Raw genomic sequence first — 22,726 nt, forward strand, 5'->3', positions numbered from 1 at the left:
GGCACAAAACGCCTTGCCCTGCGCAGCCAGCACCAGCACGCGTGCGGCCTGGTCCTGTGCCACCGTGTCGAGTGCGGCCTGCAGTGCGGCCAGCACTTCTTCACTCAGGGTGTTGAAGCTGGCGGGCCGGTTGAGTGTGAGCCAGTGCACGCCACGCGCGTCGCGCGTGTGGAGCACCGGCGCCGATGGATCTTTCAAAGTAATGTTCATGGCCTTGCCTATAAATCAGCCAGCACGCGGATATGCGCCTCCACGCTGCGCGCCAGCGCCTGCAGGTTGTAGCCGCCTTCCAGCGACGAAACGATGCGGCCTTTGGCGTGGCGTCGGGCCACGTCCTTGATGCGCTGGGTGATCCACGCATAGTCCTGCTCGGTCAGCCCCAACTGGCCCAGGTCGTCATCGCGGTGCGCATCGAAGCCGGCACTGATGAAAATCATCTCGGGCTTGAAGGCTTCCAGGCGCGGCAGCCAGGCAGCTTCGATCATCTCGCGGATGGCCATGCCCTTGGTGTAGGCCGGCACCGGCAGGTTCAGCATGTTGGCGGCCGGGTGCTCGGTGCCGCTGTACGGGTAAAACGGGTGCTGGAATAAGCCGACCATCAACACGCGCGGGTCGCCGCTCAGGATGTCTTCGGTGCCGTTGCCGTGGTGCACGTCGAAATCGACGATGGCCACGCGTTTCAGGCCATGACGCTCAAGCGCGTAGGTCGCCGCGATCGCCACGTTGTTGAAGAGGCAGAAGCCCATGGCGTGGTCATGGCAGGCGTGGTGGCCCGGCGGGCGCACGGCGCAGAACGCGTTTTCCATCTCGCCAGCCAGCACGGCGTCGGTGGCTGCAAGCACCGCGCCGGCGGCACGCAGCGCCGCGTCCCAGGTGTGGGCGTTCATGGCGGTGTCGGGGTCGATCTGTGCGTAGCGCGGGCCGCCGGCTGCCATCTCTTCGGCCAGCCGTTCGCTCAGGCCGCGCAGCGCCGCCACATGCCGGTGATCATGGGCCAGCTCAATGTCACCGAGCGCTGCCTTCGGTGCCTCGCGCCGGTCCAGCGCATCGCCCACACCGGTTGCCAGCAGCCAGTCATCGATCGCATCCAGCCGCTCCGGGCACTCGGGATGTCCCGCACCCATCTCATGTTTGTGGCAGTCCTTGTGGGTGTAATAGCCAGTCACGCTCATAACGGAAATTTTGCGGTAAGGTTGATGGCATGAACGCCAAAGAAAAAATCGAAACGCTACTGAATCAGCTTAACACGGTCATCGTGGGCAAGTCCGCCCAAGTGCAGGACTGCGTGGCCTGCCTGCTCGCGGGCGGCCACCTGCTGATTGAAGACGTGCCCGGCGTGGGCAAGACCACGCTGGCCCACGCCCTGTCCCGCTCATTCGGCCTGCAATTTTCGCGCGTGCAGTTCACGGCCGATTTGATGCCCAGCGATTTGTCGGGCGTCTCGATTTACGAGCGGCAAAAGGAAAGCTTTATCTTTCACCCCGGCCCGGTGTTTGCCCAGGTGCTGCTGGCCGACGAAATCAACCGCGCCAGCCCCAAGACCCAGAGCGCCCTGCTGGAAGCCATGGAGGAAAAACAGGTCACGGTGGAAGGCGAAACGCGCCCCTTGCCGGTGCCCTTCTTTGTGATTGCCACGCAAAACCCGCATGACCAGCTGGGCACCTATGCCTTGCCCGAATCCCAGATGGACCGGTTTCACATGCGGATTTCGCTGGGCTACCCGGACCGCGCCGCCGAACGCGAACTGCTCAAGGGCAGCGACCGGCGCGACATGGTGGAGCATTTGCCTGCCGTGCTGACACCGCATGATCTGCAAGTGCTGCAGCAGCAGGTCATGCAGATTCATGCCGCCGAACCACTCCTGAGCTATGCGCAAGACCTGATTGCAGCCACCCGCTCGGGCCGCTGGTTTTTGCAGGGCTTGAGTCCGCGTGCGGGCATCGCCGTGATACGCGCAGCCAAGGCGCAAGCATTCCTGAGCGGCCGCGATTATGTGGCGCCCGACGACATTGGGGCGGTCCTGCCGCAAACGGCCGCGCACCGCCTGATTCCCGTCAGCGACGCGGGGCGCGGCTCGGTCGAGCAGGTGCGGGCCATGATTGAAGTCGTGCCCCTGCCCTGAACCCGCCAGAACAAGACTTGGCCATGGCAACGCGGGCGCTGATTCCGAATCCCTTTTCTTTCATCCGCAGCCGCTTTCAGCGCTGGTGGCAAAGCCGCCTGCCTTTTACCGATCATGTGACGTTGACACAGCGCAACGTCTACATCCTGCCAACCCGCCCCGGCCTGATGCTCGCAGCCACCCTGCTGGTGCTGCTGGTGGCCTCCATCAACTACCAGCTCAACCTGGGTTACCTGCTCACGTTTTTGCTGGCCGGCAGCGCCCTGACCGGTATGCATGTGTGCCATGGCACGCTGCGTGGACTGGTGATGAGCCTGGTGGCGCCGCCTGCGCATTTCGCGGGCGCCACCGCGGTGATCGACGTCAAATTGACAAATACAAAACGCAGCGTGCGGCATGGCATTGGCCTGAGCGTGCTTCATTCGCCAGAGCTGGATGCCCGCCAGCGTACGGACAAGCACTGGGCCTGGACCGATGTGCCCGCGCAAAACAGCAGCGTGGTGCAAGTGGCTTTCACACCGACGCACCGGGGCCTGCATCGCTTGCCCACCCTGACGGCAGAAACCCGCTTCCCCCTGGGCACTTTCCGGGTCTGGACCGTGTGGCGGCCGGCCGCCCAGATGCTGGTCTACCCGGTGCCAGAACTCCACCCACCGCCTTTGCCGCCGGGCGAACCCCGCTCGGGCGGGGCCGCAGCGGCCACCCGGACGCAAAGCACCGGTGAATTCGATGGCGTCCGCTCCTACCGCCGGGGTGACCCCATGAAGCTGGTGGTCTGGAAAAAAGCCGCCAAGGCCGACGATCTGGCCGACGGCCTGGTGGTGCGCGACACCCAGCAGGCCCAGCGCTATGAGCTCTGGCTTGATTTTGCGCAGGCCGGCATGGCGCTCGCCAGCAGCACGGGCGCTGCAGGCACCGAACAAAAACTCTCACGCCTGTGCGCCTGGGTGCTGCAGGCCGACAAGCTCGGCGTCGTTTACGGCCTGCGCCTGCCCGCGCTGGAAATCAAGCCTGCCAGCGGTGAAGCCCACAAGCGGCAATGCCTGGAGGCGCTGGCCTTATGTTAGAGCGCCTGCTGTCAGCATCGCGCCACCTGCCGCGGGATGGCCGCGACACGCTGTTTTTGCTGCTGGTCATCGCCTGGGTGCTGCTGCCCCAGACGGGTAACCTGCCCTGGTGGTGCAGTGGGCTGGCCGGCGGCGTACTGCTCTGGCGCGGCTGGCTGGCGCTGAAAAACCAGCCCCTGCCGGGCAAGTGGTGGCTGCTGGGCCTGCTGGCCATCGCGGTGGCGGCCACCTGGCTGACGCACCGCACGCTGCTGGGACGCGATGCCGGTGTGACGCTGATCGTGATTTTGCTGACCCTGAAAACACTGGAGCTGCGCGCACGGCGCGATGCTTTTGTGATTTTCTTTCTCGGCTTCTTCACCATGCTCACCAACTTTTTCTACTCGCAGTCGCTGCTGACGGCCTTTGGCATGCTGCTGGGGCTGCTGGGCTTGCTGACGGCACTGGTCAACGCCCACATGCCCGTAGGCAAGCCGCCGCTGCTGCAGGCCGCCAAAACAGCCGGCTGGATGGCGTTGCTGGGCGCACCCGTGATGGTGGTGCTGTTCATGCTGTTTCCGCGCCTGGCGCCGCTGTGGGGCATGCCCACCGATGCCATGACCGGGCGTAGCGGCCTGAGCGCCAGCATGCAGGTCGGCAATATTGCCAGCCTGGCGCTCGACGGCAGCGTGGCCATGCGCATCAAGTTCGAGGGCGCCACACCGGGACAGCAGGACCTGTATTTTCGCGGCCCCGTGCTGTCGAGTTTTGACGGCCGGGAATGGCGGCCCGCACGCGCCAACTTCTCGTCGCGCTTCGGCGTTTCGGCCGACCTGGCGGTGTCCGGTGCACCGGTCAACTATGAAGTGACGCTGGAGCCCACCAGCCGACCCTGGCTGTTTGTGATGGAAGCCGCCACGCAAAGCCCGGCACTGCCCGGTTTGCAGAGCGTGATGGGGCCCGATCTGCAATGGCTGACCAGCCGCCCGATCACGGACCTGACCCGCTACAAAGTGCAAAGCTACCCGACCTTCAGGCATGGACCGCAGCAGCGCGTGGCCGGTCTGCAGGAGTTTGTGGACCTGCCACCCGGCTTCAACCCACGCACGCTGGCACTGGCCAGCGAGATACGCCGGGACCCGCGCTACGCCGGCGCCAACACGGCCGCGCTGGTGCAGGCGGTGCTGGACCGGCTGCGCACCGGTGGCTATGTCTACACGCTGGATCCCGGCGTCTACGGCCAGCACAGCGCCGATGAATTCTGGTTTGACCGCAAAGAAGGTTTTTGCGAGCACATTGCCTCGGCCTTCGTGATCCTGATGCGGGCCATGGACGTGCCGGCGCGCATTGTCACCGGCTACCAGGGTGGCGAGCGCAATGCCCTCGATAACTTCTGGGTGGTGCGCCAGAGCGACGCGCACGCCTGGGCCGAAGTCTGGCAGGCCGGACGCGGCTGGGTCCGGGTCGATCCGACCTCCGCCGTGTTCCCCGGGCGCACCGGCGCTTTCCAGCGGCTGGCGGCCCCCCAAGGGGTGATGGCACAGGCCCTGGGCACCCTCAGCCCCACCCTGCTGGCCCAGCTGCGCGCTGCCTGGGAAGCGGTCAACAATGGCTGGAACCAGTGGATTCTCAATTACACGCAAAGCAAACAACTCAACCTGCTCAAGAACATGGGCTTTGAATCCCCGAGCTGGGAAGATTTGAGTTACGTGCTGCTTGCCATCATTGTGCTGGTCAGCCTGGCCGGCGCGGCCTGGACGCTGTGGGACCGCGCCCAGCATGACCCCTGGCTGCGCCTGCTGGCCCGGGCGCGCAAACAGCTGGCCCGGCAAGGCATTGAAAGCAGCCCCGCCACGTCACCGCGCGAGCTGGCGTTGCGGGTGATGGCGCGCCACGGCAGCCGGGGCCAGCCGCTGCACGACTGGCTGGTGCAGCTGGAACAGCAGCGCTATGCCACCGCCGCCTCTACATCCACCAAGAAGCAAGCCAGCCTGCACCAGCTCCGGAAACAGTTCGGCGAGCTGGTCTGGCCTGCTTAAAATCCGGGCACAAGGCGGCACCATGCCATCCCGATACTTGTCCGCTGCTTGTCCGCTGCTGCAATCCCTGTCGCGCCGCCAGATCCGGTTTCACAAATTTACCCAGACACGCTGATCCTGTCCTTTTTAATGTCACCTTACAGCTTCAAATTCGCTATCTTTTTAATAGCTACCTTCGTAATGACGGCGGGGGCCAGCGATGCAAAAACCCTGAAGAATCGTAAAACATCCACGGCTCAGGCAAGGGCTACGCCGGGTCCGGCCTACAGTACGCGCGCCGAAGCCATGCACTTTGCCGATGATCTGGCCAGCCGGCGTGACCTGGACCCGCAGTGGGTGCGCGACGCGATTGGCCAGTCCCGCTACCTGCCCACGGTCGCCCTGCTGATGCAGCCGCCCGCCAAGACCTTCGTCAAGAATTGGCGGGTTTACCGCAGCCGCTTTATTGACCCGGTCCGCATCGAGGCCGGGGCCCGCTTTTGGCTGGCCAATCAGGCAACACTGGAGCGCGCTGAAAAAGAGTATGGCGTTCCGGCCGAGATCATTGTGGGCATCATCGGCGTGGAAACCATCTATGGCCGCGATACCGGGAGCTTTCGCGTGATGGATGCGCTGACCACGCTGGCCTTTGATTTCCCGGCGTCGCACCCACGCGCCGCAGAGCGCAGTGAATTTTTCAAGGGTGAGCTCGAGCAATTTCTGACGCTGCAAAGCCGCCTGGACGCAGACCCGATGACCCCACGCGGCAGCTACGCCGGCGCCATGGGCATGCCGCAATTCATGCCCTCCAGCAGGATCAAGTACGCGGTGGATTTTGACGGTGACGGCAAGGTCGACCTGTGGGACAGCCCCGCCGATGTGATCGGCTCGGTGGCCAGCTACTTCAAGGCCTTCAACTGGCAGCCCGGTATGCCCACGCACTACCCAGTCAGTTTTGACACCAGTCGCCTGGACATGGACGCCCTGATGGCTCCCGACATCCTGCCGACCTTCAGCGTCGCCAGCTTCACCGCCAAAGGCGCGGTACTGGAAGGCCCGGCCCTGCAGCACCAGGGGCCACTGGCACTGGTGGAACTTCTCAACGGCCCCGACGCCCCCAGCTACGTGGCCGGCACCGAAAACTTTTACGCCATCACCCGCTACAACTGGAGCAGCTACTACGCCATGGCGGTGATTGAGTTGGGACGGGAAGTGGCGACGCGGGTCAGGTCTGTTACGCCGTAACGGGCAGGCTGTATGGCGGCACTGGCAAAACCTCTTTAAAACGGAAATCGCTATGAAATCAAGAGCTGCTTGCGCAGTATATGTAAGGGCTTCGGTGGCTTTTCATTAAAATTCTGTCGCTGGAGTTGATGACTGGAATGTTGCAATGCAAGACCTACCCCCTACAAACCCTGCCCTTCATGCCAACCAGGAGAAACTGATGACCGAGGACATCAAGGTGCGCCGCATCGACGCCAACGAAGCCGCTGCCTGCGTCGAGGCCCTGGCCGATGTGCTCATCGATAGCGTCGAAGGCGGCGCATCTGTGAGCTTCATGCTGCCGCTGCCGCGCGAGAAGGCCGTGGCTTTCTGGCGCGGTGTCGCCAATGGCGTCGCGCGCAACGAGCGTGTGCTGCTCGTCGCCGAAGACCGCAAAGGCCAGATCGTCGGCACCGTGCAGATGATCATGTCGCTGCCCGACAACCAGCCGCACCGTGGCGACATCGCCAAAATGCTCGTGCACCGCAAGGCCCGCCGCCGCGGCATCGCGCAGCGTCTGATGGCGGCCATCGACGACGTGGCGCGAAAGGAGGGCAAGACGGTGCTCGTGCTCGACACCGTGGCCGGCGGCGACGCCGAGCGGCTGTATGAGCGCGCCGGCTGGCAGCGAGTGGGGGTCGTGCCGAAGTACGCGCTGATGCCCAATGGCGGGTTCTGCGGGACGACGTTCTTCTACAAGCACCTCTGATCGCATTCTGGAAGCCTTGAAAAATCAGCTTTATCCGGGCGATGCGAAAGTTGCCGAGCGCTTGCACAAAGCCGTGCAAAGTAAAGCCGAAGTGGCGCCCGCAGGCTGAGCGTAACCTGGCGACGTCATGGCGCGACCGGCGGCGGGCGTCGCGCTTGCGTTAGCCACAGGGATGGACTCACAATGGTTGCGAAAGTCCACACTTGCCCCTGGAGAGTCGCTTGCAGCCCGCTGCTGACACCCCTTACACCCGAACCGCGATCACCTTGCACGGTGGCATGGCCCTGCTCATGGTGGCGGGCTTTTGCCTCGGGCTGTACATGGTCGGCCTGCCGATCAGCCCGCTCAAGCTGCAGCTTTATTCGTACCACAAGTGGATAGGCGTCAGCGTCGCGGCGCTGCTGCTGCCCCGCATCGTCTGGCGCGGACTGCACGCGCCGCCGCCGCTGCCGGCCGGCATGCCCGCGTGGGAGCAGATCATGGCGCACGCCAGCCATCTGCTGCTGTATGTGCTGATGGCCATCGTCCCCCTCTCGGGCTGGTTGATGAGTTCGGCCAAGGGCGTCACAACGGTCTACCTGGGCCTGTGGCCGCTGCCGGACCTGCTGGCACGCAACGACGCCCTGGGCTTGTTTCTGGAAGCGCTGCACCGCATCCTCAACTACGCCTTGCTGAGCCTGGTGTGCCTGCATGTGGCGGCGGCGCTCAAGCACCATTTCATCGACCGGGACGGCGTGCTGGGCCGGATGTTCCGCTTCACCAGGGCTGGCCAATGAAAATCCTCACCGTGGCCTTGGCTCTGTCCTGCGCCTGTGCCCAGGCCGCGGAGTACCGGCGGGTGGACCTGGCCGGCAGCCACATCCGCTTCACCTCGCGGCAAATGGGCGTTCCGGTGGACGGCGCCTTCCGTCAATTCGACGCCAGCCTGGCGTTCGATCCCGAGGCGCCGGCGGCGGCCCGGGGACAGCTGCGCATAGCCCTGTCCAGTGTGGACACCGGCATCCGGGAGGTCAACGAGGAGGTGGTGGGCGCGCACTGGTTTGATGTCAAGCGTCATCCCGAGGCGCACTTCGAGATGCGCCAGATCCAGTCGCAGGGCGCGGGCCGGTTCCAGGTCAGCGGCGTCCTCAGCCTCAAGGGCGCCAGCCAGCCGCTGGTGCTGAACGCCGTGCTCAAGACCAGCGGCAACCAGGCGGTCATGGAGGGCTCTTTTGTGATCAAGCGCCTCGATTTCGGGATAGGCGGCGGCGCCTGGGGCGATGTCCGCGTGGTGGCCAACGAAGTGACGGTGCAGTTTCATCTGGTGCTGGGACCCTAGCACGCCAAGTCGGAAGTATCAAAGCATGAAAAAGCTTTTTGCAGCGCTTGTGTGCAGTCTGTCCCTGGCCTCGGCACTGGCGGTCGATGTGTATGAGCGCGACCCGGATCACACCTTCGCCTGGTTCGAGTTCAACCACCTGGGCTACAGCATGCAGCGCGACCGTTTCGACAAGGTCGATGCCACCGTCACCCTGGACCTTGAAAACCAGGTCGGCAGCGTGGAGGTCAGCATAGCCGTCCACTCGGTCAGCACCGGCTCGCTGCTGTTCGACCAGGTCCTGCTGAGCGACATGTTCTTTGACGCCGACAAATTTCCCGTCATCACCTTCAAGTCGGACCGCCTGAGTTTCGGAAAATTCGATGACGTCACGGCCGTCGAGGGCAACCTGACCATCAAGGGCATCACCCGGCCCGTGACTCTGACGGTCACCCACTTCAAATGCATGATGCACCCGATGCTGCGCAAGCCGGCCTGCGGGCTCAACGCCACCGGCAAGGTCAGGCGCAGCGAGTTCAACCTGGGCCGCTTCGTGCCGCTGATCGGCGATGAAATCACGCTGCATGTGTCAATGGAGGCGCTCAAGCGCTGAAACGCCCTACGAACTGATGGCTTAAAGCTGGAGTTGCGTCATTTCAAGCCACGCCCGGCCCAGCCAACGCCATTCAAACCGGCTCAATCGTGATATCCACCGTCATCGATTCCTCGCCACCGCCTTGCCGCACGCCCTTGATCGGGGGGCAGGCGTTGTAGTCGGTGCCCATCGCCAGCCGGACATGGCGCTGGTCGATCAGGCAACTGTGCGTGACATCAATGCTGACCCAGCGGCGGCTGGCCACGTCCAGACAGATATCGACCCAGGCATGGCTGGCCAGATCGGGCTCGTTGGCCGCATAAAAATAGCCGCTGACATAACGCGCGGGTAGCCCCAGGCTGCGGCAAATCGCCACCATCACATGGGCCTGGTCCTGGCAGACCCCGGCCCCGGCCTCAAACGCCTGCTGTGCCGTGGTTTCCACATTGGTGCTATTTTTTTGATAGCTTACAACGCCCGCCACACCTCGGCTCAAGGCCAAAAGCATGGATACATCAACACGGGCATCAGCAGCGGCGGGGTTGACAAAGCGACGTCCAAATGCAGCCAGCTGCGGGTGTGGCGCAGCCAATTGGGTGGGCCGCAGAAAAAGCAGGGGATGGGACATGTCCGGGGCATCCACAAACTCGGCGATACCCAGGGTCTGCACCTCGCCGGCGGCATTGACCAGGCTGCCGCGCAGGTTGTCGGTCGGATGGCGCACCACGGTGTAGGAGTGAACCGTGTTGCCAAACCCGTCACGCAGGGCGTAAAGTTTTTCGGGCGCGCCCACACTCCAGAAACGGACGGTTTGCGAAGGGCCGGACTGCGGCGTGAGCCACAGCGTTTGCAGGGAATAGCGCAAAGGCTGGGTGTAGCCGTAGCGGGTGATGTGGCTGATGTGCAGCTTCATGGAATTGAATGGCCCCCACGTTCGCTCGCTTCGCGTAGCTCTCTGCCCCCCGAGGGGGCTAATTTCCCTTGGGGCGGCCCGGCGGGAAATTGCAGGCCCCCACGTTCGCTCACTGCTCTCTCCCGTTCGTCCTGAGCCTGTCGAAGGATGCTCTCCCTAGGGGGCTGGCCTTGCTTGGGGCGGCCCGGCGCTGCGGCCGCCGCAATCTCATGCTGTTTCAAGTAGTGGCCGGAATCAGGAACTCGCGGCTGATGTGCGCGCCGAGCTCGTTCACGCGGTCCAGAAACTGCGTCAGATAGGCATGCAGACCGGTGGCCAGGATTTCATCGATACGGGAAAACTGCAAGTCGGCGCGCAGCTTGCCGGTCCGGCGCAGGGTTTCGCTCGAAGGGTCACTGGTCACCATGGCCAAATTATCCATCACTTCATTGAGGCAACCGAGCAGGGAGCGTGGCATGTCGGCCCGCAAAATCAGCAGTTCGGCCACGCGCTCGGGCTTGATCACATCGCGGTACACCTTGCGGTACACCTCAAAGCCGGACACGCTGCGCAGGATGGCGCTCCAGTGGTAGAAGTCGTATTCCTGATCTTTCTGGTTGGCCGTGCCAAAAAAGTCGCTCTGCACAGCATGGAACTTCACGTCGATCAGCCGGGCCGTATTGTCGGCGCGCTCCAGAAAGGTACCCAGCCGCAAAAAGTGGAAAGCCTCGTCCTGCAGCATGGTGCCCAGCGTCACGCCGCGTGATAAATGCGAGCGGAACTTGACCCACTCAAAAAACTGGCCCGGGTCGCGCTCGAAATCGCCATTGCGCAACATGCGGATGACTTCCAGGTAAGTCTGGTTCTGCGTTTCCCAAACTTCAGTGGTCAGCGCTCCCCGCACGGCACGGGCGTTTTCGCGGGCGTTTTTCAGACACGAAATGATGCTCGAGGAATTGTCCTCATCGCGCACCATGAAGCTCATCACGTCGCGCGGGTTGATCACCTCGCCGTACTTGGCCGAGTAGGCCGGCATCAGCTCGCTGATGCTGAGCAAGCCCTGCCAGCCAACCTGGGCGACCGCGGCCGATTGCGGCAGCAGCGAGGTCTGGTAATTCACGTCCAGCATGCGCGCGGTGTTTTCGGCGCGCTCGGTATAGCGGGACATCCAAAAAAGATGGTCTGCAGTTCTAGATAGCATTTTTTCTCCTTAGCCTCAAACACCGAAAGCGCTGACGCGCTTTGCGTGTTTTGGTGATGACATCACAAGCGCTTCGCGCAATTGATGAGTCATCCCCGCGAATGCCTGCGGCATGTCGCCCGCCCTTTCTGTATAGCGGGACATCCAGAAGAGATGGTCTGCGGTACGACTCAACATGATTCAGACCTCCAAAATCCAGGTATCTTTGGTCCCACCGCCCTGCGATGAGTTGACCACCAGCGAGCCGTCTTTCAGGGCCACACGCGTCAGGCCCCCCGGCACCATCTGCACTTCTTTGCCGCTTAGCACAAAGGGCCGCAAATCAATGTGGCGCGGTGCAATGCCGCTGTCGACATAAGTCGGGCAGGTCGACAGGCTCAGGGTGGGCTGTGCGATATAGCCCGACGGATTGGCCAGCAGTGCCTGGCGAAAATCCTCGATCTCGGCGCTGGTGGCGGCCGGGCCCACCAGCATGCCGTAACCACCCGCGCCATGCACCTCCTTGACCACCAGGTCCTTGAGGTTGGCCAGGGTGTACTGCAGGTCTTCGGCGTTGCGGCACATGTAGGTCGGCACGTTTTTCAGGATCGGCTTTTCGCCCAGGTAGAACTCGATCATCTTGGGCACATAGGGGTAGATGGACTTGTCGTCGGCCACGCCGGTGCCAATCGCATTGCACAAGGCAACATTGCCGCTGCGGTACACATTGAGCAGGCCCGCGCAGCCCAGCGTGGAGCTGGGGCGAAACGCCAGCGGGTCCAGAAAATCATCGTCCACCCGGCGGTAAATCACGTCGACGCGTTTCGGCCCGCGGGTGGTGCGCATGTACACAAAGTTATCCTTGACGAACAGGTCCTGGCCCTCCACCAGCTCCACCCCCATCTGCTGCGCCAAAAACGCATGCTCAAAGTAGGCCGAGTTGTACATGCCGGGTGTCAGCACCACCACTGTGGGCTCCGCCGTGGCCGGGGGCGCCACGGCGCGCAGGGTTTCGAGCAGCAGGTCGGGGTAATGGGCCACCGGCGCCACCCGGTTTTCGCTGAACAGCTCGGGAAACAGCCGCATCATCATCTTGCGGTCTTCCAGCATGTAGCTCACGCCGCTGGGCACGCGCAGATTGTCTTCCAGCACGTAGTACTCACCCTCGCCCTGCGCGTTGGGCGCGCGCACGATGTCAATGCCGCTGATGTGCGAGTAAATGTTGCCCGGGACCGTCACCCCCATCATTTCGGGGCGGAACTGCGCATTCTGGAAGATCTGCTCCGGCGGGATCACGCCCGCCTTGATGATTTCCTGACCGTGGTAGACATCGTGGATGAAGCGGTTCAGCGCGGTCACGCGTTGCACCAGCCCCTTTTCCATGCTGGCCCATTCGTGGGCCGGGATGATGCGGGGAATCAGGTCAAACGGAATCAGGCGTTCGGTGCCCGAGCCGTCCTCGTCTTTGGCACCATACACCGCAAAGGTAATGCCCACACGCCGGAAAATCATCTCGGCCTCGGCACGGCGGGCCTGCATCGCGTCGCCCGGCTGGCGGGCCAGCCAGCGCTGGTAGCCCAGGTAATGCTCACGCACGCTGTTGGCGGTGGCGTTCATTTCATCAAACATGGCTCGACTCATCGGCTTATCTCCCGCGGCTTGGGCGCATTGCTGTGGTGCTAGCTTAGCAAGTTATGCGCCACTTGCCTGCTTTTGAGCAATTTGCTCAATTTTTAAAGCCGGCCGTGCCGTCATGAACTCGTGGCTTCGGCCCGGTGCCGCCAATAGCGCAGTGCTTCCTGCCGCTGGCAACCAACCTGCCCGGGCTGCTGGCTGGACCAGCGGGCCGCCCCGCACACCGGCGATTTGACGACGGTGATGCCACGCTCCCGGTAGCGCTCCAGCACCGAGACCACCGGATGGCCAAACCGGTTGCGGTAGCCGGCCTGGGCCAACGCGAACCGCGGCTGCACCGCATCGAGAAAAACGGCGCTTGATGAGGTTTTGCTGCCATGGTGCGGCATCAGCAGAAAGTCGGCGTGGAGCGCGGCGTTGAGACCGGCGCGGCCCACCAGCGCCTGCTCCTGGGCCTGCTCTATATCGCCAGCGAGCAAGGCCGTGTGCGAGCCGTTGGAGATGCGCAGCACGCAGCTCATGGCATTGGATTTTTTGACTGCGTCATAGTCTTCTGCCAGCGGGTGCAGCACTTCAAAACGCACGCCGTCCCACGTCCATTGCTGTCCGGCCGCACAGCGGGTTGATTTGCGCTGCGCCTGCAGCTCATGGACGTCTTCAATCGAGCTGGACAGCGCGGCCTGCGGCTGCATGGCCAGCACCGCGGGCGCGCCGCCAATATGGTCCGTATCGCGATGGCTGATCATCAGCAGGTCCAGCCGCTCTCCCAGCGCCCGCAGCAAAGGCACCAGCACCCGGTGCCCGGCATCGCTGTCGCGCGAAAAGCGCGGCCCGGCGTCGTACAGCAAGGCATGGCCGGCGGTGCGCACCACCACGGCATTGCCCTGCCCGATGTCCGCGGCCAACAGCTCAAACTGGCCCGGCTCGGGGCGCACGGCTTGCCACAGCAGGACCGGCAACATCAGCGGCACGCCCAGGGCCCGCCAGTGCCAGGGCAGGCGCATGGCCAGCAAAACACCCCCCAGCACGCCGGCCACGGCACACCACACAGGCGCCGCGGCAACGCTGATGGACGCCAGCGGCCAGCTGGCCAGCCACTGCAAAGACACGGCCAGCAGGCTCACCGCCCACGCGGCCGCATCCCAGAGCGGCGCCCACAACACACCCAGCAAGGCCAGCGGCGTGACCAGCAGCGTCACCCAGGGAATGGCCAGCGCATTGGCCAGCAGGCCAAGCAGCGAGACCTGGCTGAACAGCAGCAAAGACAGCGGCGTGAGCGCCAGCGTGACCACCCATTGCTCATGCACGGTCCGCAGCGCGGCATCGGCGGCCCGGGACAGCCAGCGCTTTTGAGCCTGATGTTCAAGATCAAAACCAGCTCTAGCCCGTTGTGGATCTGCATGAGCCGCTCCTGAATCTGTAGCAAATAAAACACCGACGGCCACAAACGAGAGCCAGAAGCCGGCCTGCAGCAAGGCCCAGGGATCGAGCGCCACCACCACCGTCATGGCCAGCAGCCAGGTCAGCGGCCAGGGCCATTGGCGGCCGCTTTGCCGCAGCAGCACCACGGTGGCCAGCATCCAGATCGTGCGCTGCGCCGGCACGCCCCAACCAGAGAACACCGCATACGCCGTGGCCAGCAGCAAGCCACCCCAGGCTGCAGCGCTGGTGGCCGGCAAGGCCAGGCAGAGCCGCGGCGTGAGCCACACAGAACGCCGCCACAGCGCGCCCAGCAGCAGCGACGCCACCCAGGCAAACATGGTGATGTGCAAGCCCGAAATGCTCATCAAGTGCGCCACGCCGGTGGCGCGAAACACATCCCAGTCGGCACGCTCGATGGCGTTTTGATCACCCACCGCCAGCGCCGCCACCACGCCGGCCAGCTGCCTATCGCCGATCCGCTCAAAAATCGCTTCTCGCACCGACTGGCGCGCACGTTCCGCAGGGTGCCACCAACTGCCCGACAGCTTGCGCGGCGGCGCCTCGTTGGGCCCGGCGCGCACATAGCCGGTGGCCTGCAAACCCTGCTCCCACAGCCACAACTCGTAGTCAAAACCGTGTGGATTGCTGTTGCCATGCGGCGCCTTGAGGCGCACCGTCATCTGCCAGCGTTCACCGGCGCGCAGGGTTTGCGGCTGGCGCTGCAGCTCCAACGGGACATCAGCAGGATCACCGCCTTCCGGTGCCAGGACCCAACGCCGGGCGTCCCGTGCGCCAAAACCTGAGTACCAGCCCAGGTAGATTTGGGGCGGCAAAGACACGGCTTGCCCATTGAAGCGGGCCGACTCCACGCCAAAGCGAAAACGCGTCGCATCTTCGTTGCGCTGCGGCATGGCCAGCACCATGCCGGTAACCACCAGGTCCTGGCCCTCCAGCGCGGGCGCTAACGCCTGCGCCTGAAAAGCGCTGGCCCGCAGGCCCGTCAAGCCCAAACCCAGCAAGATGGCGAACACGAAAACAGCCCAGCCACCACCGCGAAGGGTTTTCTTTTTCAGGGCCGCGGCGCGATGCAAGATGCCCACAAGCGCTGCGGCCAGCGCCGCAAGCGCGGCATACAAGCCGGCCTGCCACAGACTGGGCTGCTGCAGTTGCACGGCCACACCGATGATGAAGCCGCTGAAAAGAAGGCCCGGGCTCGTAGAGCTCGCCAACAGTCTGGCAGCAACAGCTTTGCCCACGGCCTCCTCCCCATTTATTGTTTGTTCGATGCAATGGTTTCCTGTTCAACGGGCCACCAAGGCAAAAAGACTACAAAGCCACGAGCGGCTCTTCGAGCAGCGAGCCCTCGGGCAGGCCGTGCGCAAGACAGCTGCGGCAAAGGGCCACGAACTCCTGTACCGCACGCGACTGGGCCTGCCGAGGCTTGAAGGCCAGCAGCGCGCGAAAGAACACCGCGGCCTCCAGCGGCACGCAACGCAGGCCCAGTGCAACGTACTCGCGCGCAACCAGCGGGTTGGTCACGGCCAGGCCGGCACCGGCCAGCACCAAGGCGCACTGCGTCGCGCTGTAAGGCGTTTCGATCACAAACCGCGGCTGGATGCCGGCCTGCTCAAGCGCCGCTTGCAGGCGCCGCTGCGCAGGATCGGAAGCCGACAAACCCACCAGCGGCACGTCTCGCAGATCTGGCGGGTGCAGGCGGGGTTTGCGTGCCAGCGGATGGGCGGCGGGCATCACGCAGACGGCGGGCACCTGGTAAAAGAGCGAAGACACCAGGCCGCTCGTGTCGGCCTCGTCCCCCAGAAAAGCAAAGTCAACCGAACCCTGGAACAAGGCCTCGCGCAACACCTTGGAGCTGTCCACCATCAGCAGGCAGCGGGTGCGCGGGTAACTGCGCTGGAATTCCGCCAGCGCCCAGGGCATGACGCTGGCGGCCATGGCGTGCAGCGAGCCGATTCGCAGTACGGTGTCCTCGTGCGACTGCAGTGCCACGATCTTGCGTTGCACCGCGTCGAGGCCGTCATAGACACGCTCGACCTCCTCCATCAGCGCATAAGCCTCCGGTGTCGGCGTCAGCTTGCCTTTGAGGCGATCAAACAGCTTGAGTCCCGAACGCGCCTCGAACTGCTGCAGTATCTGCGTGACGGCCGGCTGGCTGACGTGCAGCGCCGCGGCGGCGCGGTTGGCAGTCCCCAGCCGCATGACCATCCGAAATACCTCGATCTGACGCGCACTTGCCTCCGCCACCACGCCCTCTTCATATAAGTTTTACTTATTTTAAACCGCGAACAAGCTGCCGTAACCGGGCGGGCATCGCCCTACCATCAGCACATGAACCAAGTTTCTTCAGAGCCCGGCCAAAGCGCCGCTCCCGGCGCTGCAATCCGGCGCAACCCCCGGCTGATCAAGCTGCGCTGCATCGGCTGTGCCCGCGAATACCCGCTGCTGGATTTGCCGGCTGGCTGCCCGCACTGCGCAAGCGCTGGCACACCGGCCAGCCTGGAGGCGCTTTACAGCGAGTTGCCACGGACGTTGACAGCTGCCAGCTCAGCTTATAAGTGGGGCGACTGGCTGCCCTACACCCATGGCGTCTCCCTGAGCGAAGGTGACACACCCTGCCTCGACCTGCCGCGGCTGGCGCGCGAGCTGGGCATCCGGCAGCTCTCGGCCAAGCACGAGGGCATGAACCCGACCGGCTCGCACAAGGACCGCATGTCTGCGCAAGGCGTCAGCCGGGCGCTGGACGTGGGCGCCGGGACCGTGGTGCTGGCCTCCAGCGGCAACGCGGCGGTGTCGGCGGCGGCCTACTGCGCGGCCGCCGGCCTGCGCTGCGAGATCGCCACCTACCGCGACATGCCGGCGCCCTTTGCACGGGCGCTCCATCATCTGGGCGCGCAGCGCGTGGTGTTCGACCGCGGCTTTGACCGCTGGGACCATGTACGCCAGCGGGTCGAACGCGACGGCGCGTTTGCGCTGACCAACTACAGCGTGCCGGCCGTCGGCAGCCCGGTTTTTGGGGTGGAAGGCTACCGCGCGGTGGCGCTGGAATGCGTGGCCGGCGGCTGCATTCCTGACCACGTGCTGGTGCCCACCGCCCGGGGCGACCTGCTCTGGGGCCTGTACAGTGGCCTGCGTGACCTGCTCCAGGCCGGACTCATCAAGCACATGCCGCGCCTGTGGGCAGTCGAGCCTTTCCCGCGCCTTAGCCGCGTGCTGGACGGCGCGCCGCTGCAATCCGAGTTCCCCGGGCAGACCGTGCAGTTTTCCATTGGCGGCAGTACCGTCACGCTCCAGCAAAAGCTGGCGGTGCAGCAATCGGGCGGCGGTGCCATCGTCGTCAATGATGCCGGCGCCATCGAAGGCACATCAAAACTGGCTGCGCAGGGCCTGTGGGTGGAGCTTTGCGCCGGCGCCTGTCTCAGCGCGCTGGCGCGCCTGCGCGAGCAGGGCGAGGCCGGGCCTTCACACCACGCCTTGCTGCTGCTCACCGCCAAGGGCGACCGAGACGCGTTCGATCCATTCCCCTGATTTCTCTGACTCCCCCTGAACTGAACCGATATCCTCCAGCCCGCAAAGGAATTCCTCCATGAAGACCCGCCTGCTTACCTCTCTTTTGTTTGCCTGCCTCAGCCTGATGGGCGCCGGCGCCCACGCAGCCTACCCGGACAAGCCCGTGCGCCTGATCGTGCCCTGGGCGCCGGGCGGCAGCACGGACGCGATTGCGCGTGCGATTGCACAGCGCATGAGCGAGACCATGGGCCAAACCGTGGTGGTAGACAACCGCTCCGGCGCCTCGGGGCGCATCGGCACGGAAGCCGCGGCCAAAGCCCCGCCCGACGGCTACACCATCGCCATCGTCGAATTGCCGCATGCCATTGCGCCGGCCGTCTTCAACAAAATGCCCTATGACCTGTTGCGCGATTTCACGCCTGTCTCCATGGTCGGCACATCGCCGCTGATGCTGTTTGTCAACGGGTCGCAATACAAGAACGGCAACATCAAGCGCTTGATGAAGGACGGACAGGGCGGCAAGGAGCCGCTTGCGCTGGCCCATAGCGGCAACGGCTCCATCAGCCACCTTTCCAGCGAACTGTTCGCTGGCGCCACCGGACTCAAGGTCAACCCCATTCCCTACCGCGGCTCGGCGCCCGCGCTGACCGACGTAGCGGCCGGCCTGGTCACCGCCCATTTCGCCACCCTGGCCAGCGGCAACTCGCTGCTGGCCGCAGGCAAGATCTCGGCGCTGATGGTGACCGGCACGTCACGTCTGGCCGCACTGCCTGAAGTGCCGACCGCGCGGGAAGCCGGCATCGAAGGCATGCAGTTCAACCAGTGGTGGGCCCTGGTGGCGCCCGCCACCACGCCCATCGACATCGTCGAGCGCCTGCGCAGCGAAGCCGTGGCGGCGCTGGCCCACCCCTCCACGCGCGAGCGGCTTACCACGCTGGGCATTGAGCTCAAGGGCTCGACCCGGGACGAGCTGCGCGCGTTCATGCGCCATGAGGTGGATCGTTGGGGCGCCGTGGTGCGCAAGGCCGGAATCAAGCCCGAATAGCCGTCGGGCCAGTTGGCCCCTTCCATCATTTCCTTTCATGCCACTACAGGCCCCACAAGCAGAAGGCCTGTCCTACAATTCGCTGCACTGCCGGCCTTCGGCACCCTGCAATTGCTATCAAAAACATAGCTTTCTGCGCTGATGGTTACTGGGCTTGAGGCATTTTTCATCACCAAGGGATCATCATGAGCGTCTACGACAAGCTGAAAGCACTGAACATCACCCTGCCCGCCGTATCGGCCCCGGCCGCGGCCTACCTGCCGTTTGCGCAAACCGGCAACCTCGTCTTCCTGAGCGGTCACCTCGCCAAAAAAGACGGCAAGGTCATCGTCGGCCAGCTCGGCAAGAACGTGAGCACCGAAGAAGGCAAGGCTGCGGCCCGCGCCATCGCCATCGACCTGATGGGCACACTGCACGCCGCCGTGGGCGACCTGAACAAGGTCAAACGCATCGTGAAGGTGATGAGCCTCGTCAACTCGACCAGCGACTTCACCGAGCAGCACCTGGTGACCAACGGCTGCAGCGAATTGCTGGGCGAGGTGTTTGGCGACGCAGGCAAGCATGCCCGCAGCGCGTTTGGCGTGGCGCAGATTCCGATGGGCGCCTGTGTAGAAATCGAGATGATTGCCGAAGTCGGCTGATCGGCTTTAAAGCATCCACCTGGGCAAGCGCCGGTTTGCGGCGCGATTTAAACTCGTGAAGTCCCGGCCATTTTGCCGGGACAGCGTTCTCAGGGCGGGGTGAAATTCCCCGCCGGCGGTGTTTGCTTGAAAAAGCATCAGCCCGCGAGCGCCCGGCTTTCATCCTTGATAGACGGGGTCAGCAGATTCGGTTCAACTCCGAAGCCGACGGTCACAGTCCGGATGAAAGAGAGCGCGATGTTTGCGGCTGTGCCGTGGACGGCGACTGCCGGGCGTGAAGTTCTTTCACCTCCGTGGTTCGCGCGTCCGCGCGTTGGCCGCAGGCTCGTGCGCCCTGATTCTGGTAACACCTAGCAAGAGGCATCCATGAGTCAGACAGACACTTCTCCACCCTCCGCCACTCATTCGGGCGGCACACCCCACAAGGCACGCTTCGCCTTCATCCAGTCGTCCTGGCACGAAGACATCGTGGACCAGGGCCGCGGCGCCTTTCTGGCCGAAATGGCCAGGCAAGGCGTCGGGGCCGAAGCCATTGACACGTTTGAAGTCCCCGGCGCGTTTGAAATTCCGCTGCATGCCAAAAAGCTGGCGCAATCAGGCCGCTATGCAGGCGTCGTCTGCTGCGGGCTGGTGGTGGACGGCGGCATTTACCGCCACGAGTTTGTGGCCGACGCGGTCATCAGCGCACTGATGGGCATCCAGCTGGAAACCGGCGTGCCGGTGTTTTCAGCCGTGCTGACGCCGCAGCACTTTCATGAGCATGAGGAACACCGGCGTTTCTTCACCGCGCATTTCCTCACCAAAGGCAAGGAAGTGGCGCAGGCTTGCCTGGAGACCGTGGCCGGCCTCAAAAAGCTGGAGTCGCTGCTCGCGGCCTGAGACGAATTTGCTATTGATTTAGGAGCTACTTGCGCCCGTATCTAAATGGCTACGGGCGTATTTCGCACTCAAATCACTACTCGACCCGGGTGATCCCGGTTGGCTTGAAGCCCAGATCGGCGGCCTTGCCTTTGCGTGCGCGTGCGGCCCGGGCGTTGTTCAGGCTGCGGATTTCCAGCGTTTCTTCGCGCGCCTTGCCACCGCGGCCTATGCCTTCGATCTTGACGCTGCGCGTGTAGGCCGCAGCGCCGGCCAGCGTGTCCTTGGCATCCAGGTCAATCAGCATCAGGCCGCGCCCGCCGGCTGCCTGCAGCTTGAGTTCGCCGATTTCAAAAGTCAGGATGCGGCCGCCCGTAGAGGCGCAGGCCACGTGCGTGGCGGGAACCAAAGGCGTCGCGCCGCTGTTGAATGCGGCGTGCGACGGCCTGCAGATGGTTTCGCCTTCGCCGCAACTGATGAAAGCCTTGCCGGCTTTCAGCCGGGACGTCATGTTCTCGACCGTGGCGAGGAAGCCGTAGCCGCCGCTGGCGCTGAGCAGGAGCGCAGCACTGACCGGACCGGCAAAGTAATGCGTCAGCTGCGTGCCGGGCTCCAGGTCAATCATCGTCGTCAGCGGCTGGCCATCGCCGCGCGCACCGGGCAGCGAGGCCACCGGCACGGAATAGACGCGGCCGCGCGAGCCAAACGCCAGCAAGGTGTCCACCGTGCGGCATTCAAACGTGCCATAGAGCCCGTCGCCGGCCTTGAAGGCAAAGCTGGCCGCCTCATGGCCGTGGCCGGTGCGGGCGCGCACCCAGCCCTTGCTGCTCACCACCACCGTCACCGGCTCGTCCAGCACCTTGACTTCGAGCACGGCTTTTTTCTCGGCCTGGATCAGCGTGCGGCGCGCATCGGCGAACTGCTTGGCGTCCGTTTCAATTTCCTTGATCAGCAGCCGGCGAAGCGCTGCCGGGCTGCCCAGAATCTCTTCGAGCCTGCCCTGCTCTTCACGCAGGGTTTTGAGCTCCTGCTCGATCTTGATGGCCTCCAGCCGGGCCAGCTGGCGAAGACGGATTTCGAGAATGTCCTCGGCCTGCCGATCGCTCAAACGGAAGCGCTCGATCAGCGCCGCCTTGGGCTCGTCGGACTGGCGGATGATGGCAATCACTTCATCGATGTTGAGCAGCACCAGCTGCCGCCCCTCCAGAATGTGAATGCGGTCCAGCACCTTGTCCAGCCGGTGCTGCGAGCGCCGCTGCACCGTGGTCTGGCGGAACTCAATCCACTCCAGCAGCATTTGCCGCAGCGATTTCTGCGTCGGCTTGCCATCCAGCCCCACCATGGTCAGGTTGATGGAGGAAGAGCTTTCCAGGCTGGTGTGCGCCAGCAAGGTGTTGATGAGCTCGGACTGTTCGATCCGGCTGGTCTTGGGCTCGAACACCAGGCGCACAGCGGCATCCTTGCTCGATTCGTCGCGCACCACATCAAGCACAGCCAGCACGGTTTGCTTGAGCTGGATCTGGTCCTGGCTCAGCGCCTTCTTGCCGGTTTTGATCTTGGGGTTGGTCAGCTCCTCGATTTCCTCGAGCACGCGCTGCGTGCTGACACCTGGCGGCAGCTCCTGCACCACCAGTTGCCACTGGCCGCGCGCCAAGTCTTCAATCTTCCAGCGCGCGCGCACCTTGAGCGAACCCCGGCCGCTGCTGTAGGCCGCCGCAATGTCGGCCGCCGTTGAAATGATCTGCCCGCCGCCCGGGTAATCTGGCCCGGCAATCAGCGTGTACAGCTCGTCATCCGGGAGCTTGGGCGTCTTGATCAATGCCACGCAGGCATCGGCCACTTCACGCAGGTTGTGGCTCGGGATTTCGGTGGCCAGGCCCACGGCAATGCCGCTGGCCCCGTTGAGCAGGGTGAACGGCAGGCGGGCCGGCAACTGCCTGGGCTCCTCGGTCGAGCCGTCGTAGTTGGGCACGAAATCCACCGTGCCCTCATCGATCTCGTCCATCAGCAGGCTGGTGATCCGGGCCAGCCGCGCTTCGGTGTAGCGCATGGCCGCTGCGCCGTCGCCATCGCGGCTGCCAAAGTTGCCCTGCCCGTCGATCAGCGGGTAGCGCTGGGAAAAGTCCTGCGCCATGCGCACCAGCGCGTCGTAGGCGGCCTGGTCGCCATGCGGGTGAAAGCGGCCCAGCACATCACCCACCACACGGGCACTCTTGACCGGCTTGGCGCCCGTGTTGCCATTGGCGCCGCCAAAACCCAGGCCCATGCGCGCCATGCTGTACAAGATCCGCCGCTGCACCGGCTTCTGGCCGTCGCACACATCGGGCAAGGCCCGCCCCTTGACCACGCTCAAGGCGTACTCAAGGTAGGCGCGCTGGGCGTAAGCGGCCAGCGAGTCCTGGTCCGCCGGTTCAGGACTCAGGGATTCGGTACTGGGGGTAAAAAGATCGTCCATGGGGGTTCAAACTGCGAAACAAT

At 64.1% G+C, this 22,726-nt stretch carries 21 protein-coding genes and 1 riboswitch; of the genes, 12 read left to right on the forward strand and 9 right to left on the reverse strand.

Annotated elements, in window-relative coordinates:
* Both V6M61_RS11535 and V6M61_RS11540 read right to left on the reverse strand, forming a co-directional pair.
* Window positions 1-210: enoyl-CoA hydratase/isomerase family protein (locus tag V6M61_RS11535; protein WP_332776718.1), on the reverse strand; the 210-nt coding region annotated here is incomplete at its 3' end.
* Window positions 211-218: 8 nt separating this feature from the next.
* Window positions 219-1,172: a histone deacetylase family protein gene (locus tag V6M61_RS11540; RefSeq protein ID WP_332776719.1), complete on the reverse strand. Its 954-nt coding sequence runs from the start codon at window positions 1,170-1,172 to the stop codon at window positions 219-221.
* A gap of 29 nt (window positions 1,173-1,201) precedes the next feature.
* Here V6M61_RS11540 and V6M61_RS11545 point away from each other — a divergent pair, with 29 nt between their 5' ends.
* The 8 genes from V6M61_RS11545 (at window position 1,202) to V6M61_RS11580 (ending at window position 9,068) form a co-directional block, all read left to right on the forward strand.
* Window positions 1,202-2,122 carry an AAA family ATPase gene (locus V6M61_RS11545; protein WP_332776720.1) on the forward strand — a complete coding sequence of 307 codons (921 nt, stop codon included), beginning with the start codon at window positions 1,202-1,204 and terminating at the stop codon, window positions 2,120-2,122.
* Window positions 2,123-2,145: 23 nt separating this feature from the next.
* Entirely contained in the window at window positions 2,146-3,189 is a 1,044-nt protein-coding gene (locus tag V6M61_RS11550) for a DUF58 domain-containing protein (protein ID WP_332776721.1), read from the forward strand.
* Window positions 3,183-5,207 (forward strand): transglutaminase family protein, encoded by a 2,025-nt coding sequence (locus V6M61_RS11555; protein ID WP_332776722.1) that lies wholly within the window; start codon window positions 3,183-3,185, stop codon window positions 5,205-5,207. The genes V6M61_RS11550 and V6M61_RS11555 overlap by 7 nt, the downstream gene beginning before the upstream one ends.
* Before the next feature lie 129 nt (window positions 5,208-5,336).
* Window positions 5,337-6,431: a lytic murein transglycosylase B gene (gene mltB, locus V6M61_RS11560; RefSeq protein WP_442957768.1), complete on the forward strand. Its 1,095-nt coding sequence runs from the start codon at window positions 5,337-5,339 to the stop codon at window positions 6,429-6,431.
* 199 nt (window positions 6,432-6,630) lie between these two features.
* Window positions 6,631-7,158, forward strand: a complete 528-nt coding sequence (locus V6M61_RS11565; protein WP_332776723.1) for a GNAT family N-acetyltransferase — start codon at window positions 6,631-6,633, stop codon at window positions 7,156-7,158.
* A gap of 278 nt (window positions 7,159-7,436) precedes the next feature.
* The gene (locus tag V6M61_RS11570) at window positions 7,437-7,934 is read left to right on the forward strand and encodes a cytochrome b (protein ID WP_332776792.1); all 498 of its coding nucleotides are present in this window, start codon (window positions 7,437-7,439) and stop codon (window positions 7,932-7,934) included.
* Window positions 7,931-8,476: a YceI family protein gene (locus V6M61_RS11575; RefSeq protein WP_332776724.1), complete on the forward strand. Its 546-nt coding sequence runs from the start codon at window positions 7,931-7,933 to the stop codon at window positions 8,474-8,476. The genes V6M61_RS11570 and V6M61_RS11575 overlap by 4 nt, the downstream gene beginning before the upstream one ends.
* Before the next feature lie 25 nt (window positions 8,477-8,501).
* Window positions 8,502-9,068: a YceI family protein gene (locus tag V6M61_RS11580; RefSeq protein ID WP_332776725.1), complete on the forward strand. Its 567-nt coding sequence runs from the start codon at window positions 8,502-8,504 to the stop codon at window positions 9,066-9,068.
* Window positions 9,069-9,141: 73 nt separating this feature from the next.
* Here V6M61_RS11580 and V6M61_RS11585 read toward each other — a convergent pair whose 3' ends face one another.
* The 6 genes from V6M61_RS11585 to V6M61_RS11610 form a co-directional block, all read right to left on the reverse strand.
* Window positions 9,142-9,963 (reverse strand): transglutaminase family protein, encoded by an 822-nt coding sequence (locus V6M61_RS11585; protein WP_332776726.1) that lies wholly within the window; start codon window positions 9,961-9,963, stop codon window positions 9,142-9,144.
* 217 nt (window positions 9,964-10,180) lie between these two features.
* Window positions 10,181-11,143 carry an alpha-E domain-containing protein gene (locus V6M61_RS11590; protein ID WP_332776727.1) on the reverse strand — a complete coding sequence of 321 codons (963 nt, stop codon included), beginning with the start codon at window positions 11,141-11,143 and terminating at the stop codon, window positions 10,181-10,183.
* A gap of 15 nt (window positions 11,144-11,158) precedes the next feature.
* On the reverse strand, window positions 11,159-11,320 hold the full coding sequence (locus V6M61_RS11595) for an alpha-E domain-containing protein (protein WP_332776728.1): 162 nt from the start codon (window positions 11,318-11,320) through the stop codon (window positions 11,159-11,161).
* A 3-nt stretch (window positions 11,321-11,323) separates the two neighbouring features.
* Entirely contained in the window at window positions 11,324-12,763 is a 1,440-nt protein-coding gene (locus V6M61_RS11600; RefSeq protein ID WP_332776729.1) for a circularly permuted type 2 ATP-grasp protein, read from the reverse strand.
* 110 nt (window positions 12,764-12,873) lie between these two features.
* Window positions 12,874-15,408 carry a DNA internalization-related competence protein ComEC/Rec2 gene (locus V6M61_RS11605; protein WP_332776730.1) on the reverse strand — a complete coding sequence of 845 codons (2,535 nt, stop codon included), beginning with the start codon at window positions 15,406-15,408 and terminating at the stop codon, window positions 12,874-12,876.
* Between the two features lie 97 nt (window positions 15,409-15,505).
* Window positions 15,506-16,441 carry a LysR family transcriptional regulator gene (locus V6M61_RS11610; protein WP_332776731.1) on the reverse strand — a complete coding sequence of 312 codons (936 nt, stop codon included), beginning with the start codon at window positions 16,439-16,441 and terminating at the stop codon, window positions 15,506-15,508.
* Window positions 16,442-16,525: 84 nt separating this feature from the next.
* Between V6M61_RS11610 and V6M61_RS11615 the strand changes: the two genes are divergently transcribed.
* From V6M61_RS11615 to V6M61_RS11630, 4 genes are all read left to right on the forward strand, one after another.
* On the forward strand, window positions 16,526-17,722 hold the full coding sequence (locus V6M61_RS11615) for a pyridoxal-phosphate dependent enzyme (RefSeq protein WP_332776732.1): 1,197 nt from the start codon (window positions 16,526-16,528) through the stop codon (window positions 17,720-17,722).
* 58 nt (window positions 17,723-17,780) lie between these two features.
* Window positions 17,781-18,749 carry a tripartite tricarboxylate transporter substrate binding protein gene (locus V6M61_RS11620; RefSeq protein WP_332776733.1) on the forward strand — a complete coding sequence of 323 codons (969 nt, stop codon included), beginning with the start codon at window positions 17,781-17,783 and terminating at the stop codon, window positions 18,747-18,749.
* Window positions 18,750-18,934: 185 nt separating this feature from the next.
* Window positions 18,935-19,390, forward strand: a complete 456-nt coding sequence (locus V6M61_RS11625) for a RidA family protein (protein WP_332776734.1) — start codon at window positions 18,935-18,937, stop codon at window positions 19,388-19,390.
* An 81-nt stretch (window positions 19,391-19,471) separates the two neighbouring features.
* Window positions 19,472-19,628, forward strand: a riboswitch (FMN riboswitch).
* 128 nt (window positions 19,629-19,756) lie between these two features.
* The gene (locus V6M61_RS11630; protein ID WP_332776735.1) at window positions 19,757-20,269 is read left to right on the forward strand and encodes a 6,7-dimethyl-8-ribityllumazine synthase; all 513 of its coding nucleotides are present in this window, start codon (window positions 19,757-19,759) and stop codon (window positions 20,267-20,269) included.
* A 76-nt stretch (window positions 20,270-20,345) separates the two neighbouring features.
* On the opposite strand, the gene parC is transcribed toward V6M61_RS11630, so the two are convergent.
* Entirely contained in the window at window positions 20,346-22,703 is a 2,358-nt protein-coding gene (gene parC, locus V6M61_RS11635; RefSeq protein ID WP_332776736.1) for a DNA topoisomerase IV subunit A, read from the reverse strand.
* Window positions 22,704-22,726: the final 23 nt, after the last annotated feature.

This window comes from Polaromonas sp., assembly GCF_036676035.1.
Classification (GTDB): Bacteria; Pseudomonadota; Gammaproteobacteria; order Burkholderiales; family Burkholderiaceae_C; genus Polaromonas.

Bases quoted from the DNA above. Each gene is read 5' to 3' on its own strand.
- V6M61_RS11615 (WP_332776732.1), top strand. From the start codon at position 16,526: ATGAACCAAGTTTCTTCAGAGCCCGGCCAAAGCGCCGCTCCCGGCGCT.
- V6M61_RS11580 (WP_332776725.1), top strand. From the start codon at position 8,502: ATGAAAAAGCTTTTTGCAGCGCTTGTGTGCAGTCTGTCCCTGGCCTCG.
- mltB (WP_442957768.1), top strand. From the start codon at position 5,337: ATGTCACCTTACAGCTTCAAATTCGCTATCTTTTTAATAGCTACCTTC.
- V6M61_RS11555 (WP_332776722.1), top strand. From the start codon at position 3,183: ATGTTAGAGCGCCTGCTGTCAGCATCGCGCCACCTGCCGCGGGATGGC.
- V6M61_RS11570 (WP_332776792.1), top strand. From the start codon at position 7,437: ATGGCCCTGCTCATGGTGGCGGGCTTTTGCCTCGGGCTGTACATGGTC.
- V6M61_RS11545 (WP_332776720.1), top strand. From the start codon at position 1,202: ATGAACGCCAAAGAAAAAATCGAAACGCTACTGAATCAGCTTAACACG.
- V6M61_RS11600 (WP_332776729.1), bottom strand. From the start codon at position 12,763: ATGAGTCGAGCCATGTTTGATGAAATGAACGCCACCGCCAACAGCGTG.
- V6M61_RS11550 (WP_332776721.1), top strand. From the start codon at position 2,146: ATGGCAACGCGGGCGCTGATTCCGAATCCCTTTTCTTTCATCCGCAGC.
- V6M61_RS11575 (WP_332776724.1), top strand. From the start codon at position 7,931: ATGAAAATCCTCACCGTGGCCTTGGCTCTGTCCTGCGCCTGTGCCCAG.
- V6M61_RS11620 (WP_332776733.1), top strand. From the start codon at position 17,781: ATGAAGACCCGCCTGCTTACCTCTCTTTTGTTTGCCTGCCTCAGCCTG.
- V6M61_RS11585 (WP_332776726.1), bottom strand. From the start codon at position 9,963: ATGAAGCTGCACATCAGCCACATCACCCGCTACGGCTACACCCAGCCT.
- parC (WP_332776736.1), bottom strand. From the start codon at position 22,703: ATGGACGATCTTTTTACCCCCAGTACCGAATCCCTGAGTCCTGAACCG.
- V6M61_RS11630 (WP_332776735.1), top strand. From the start codon at position 19,757: ATGAGTCAGACAGACACTTCTCCACCCTCCGCCACTCATTCGGGCGGC.
- V6M61_RS11565 (WP_332776723.1), top strand. From the start codon at position 6,631: ATGACCGAGGACATCAAGGTGCGCCGCATCGACGCCAACGAAGCCGCT.
- V6M61_RS11540 (WP_332776719.1), bottom strand. From the start codon at position 1,172: ATGAGCGTGACTGGCTATTACACCCACAAGGACTGCCACAAACATGAG.
- V6M61_RS11595 (WP_332776728.1), bottom strand. From the start codon at position 11,320: ATGTTGAGTCGTACCGCAGACCATCTCTTCTGGATGTCCCGCTATACA.
- V6M61_RS11590 (WP_332776727.1), bottom strand. From the start codon at position 11,143: ATGCTATCTAGAACTGCAGACCATCTTTTTTGGATGTCCCGCTATACC.
- V6M61_RS11625 (WP_332776734.1), top strand. From the start codon at position 18,935: ATGAGCGTCTACGACAAGCTGAAAGCACTGAACATCACCCTGCCCGCC.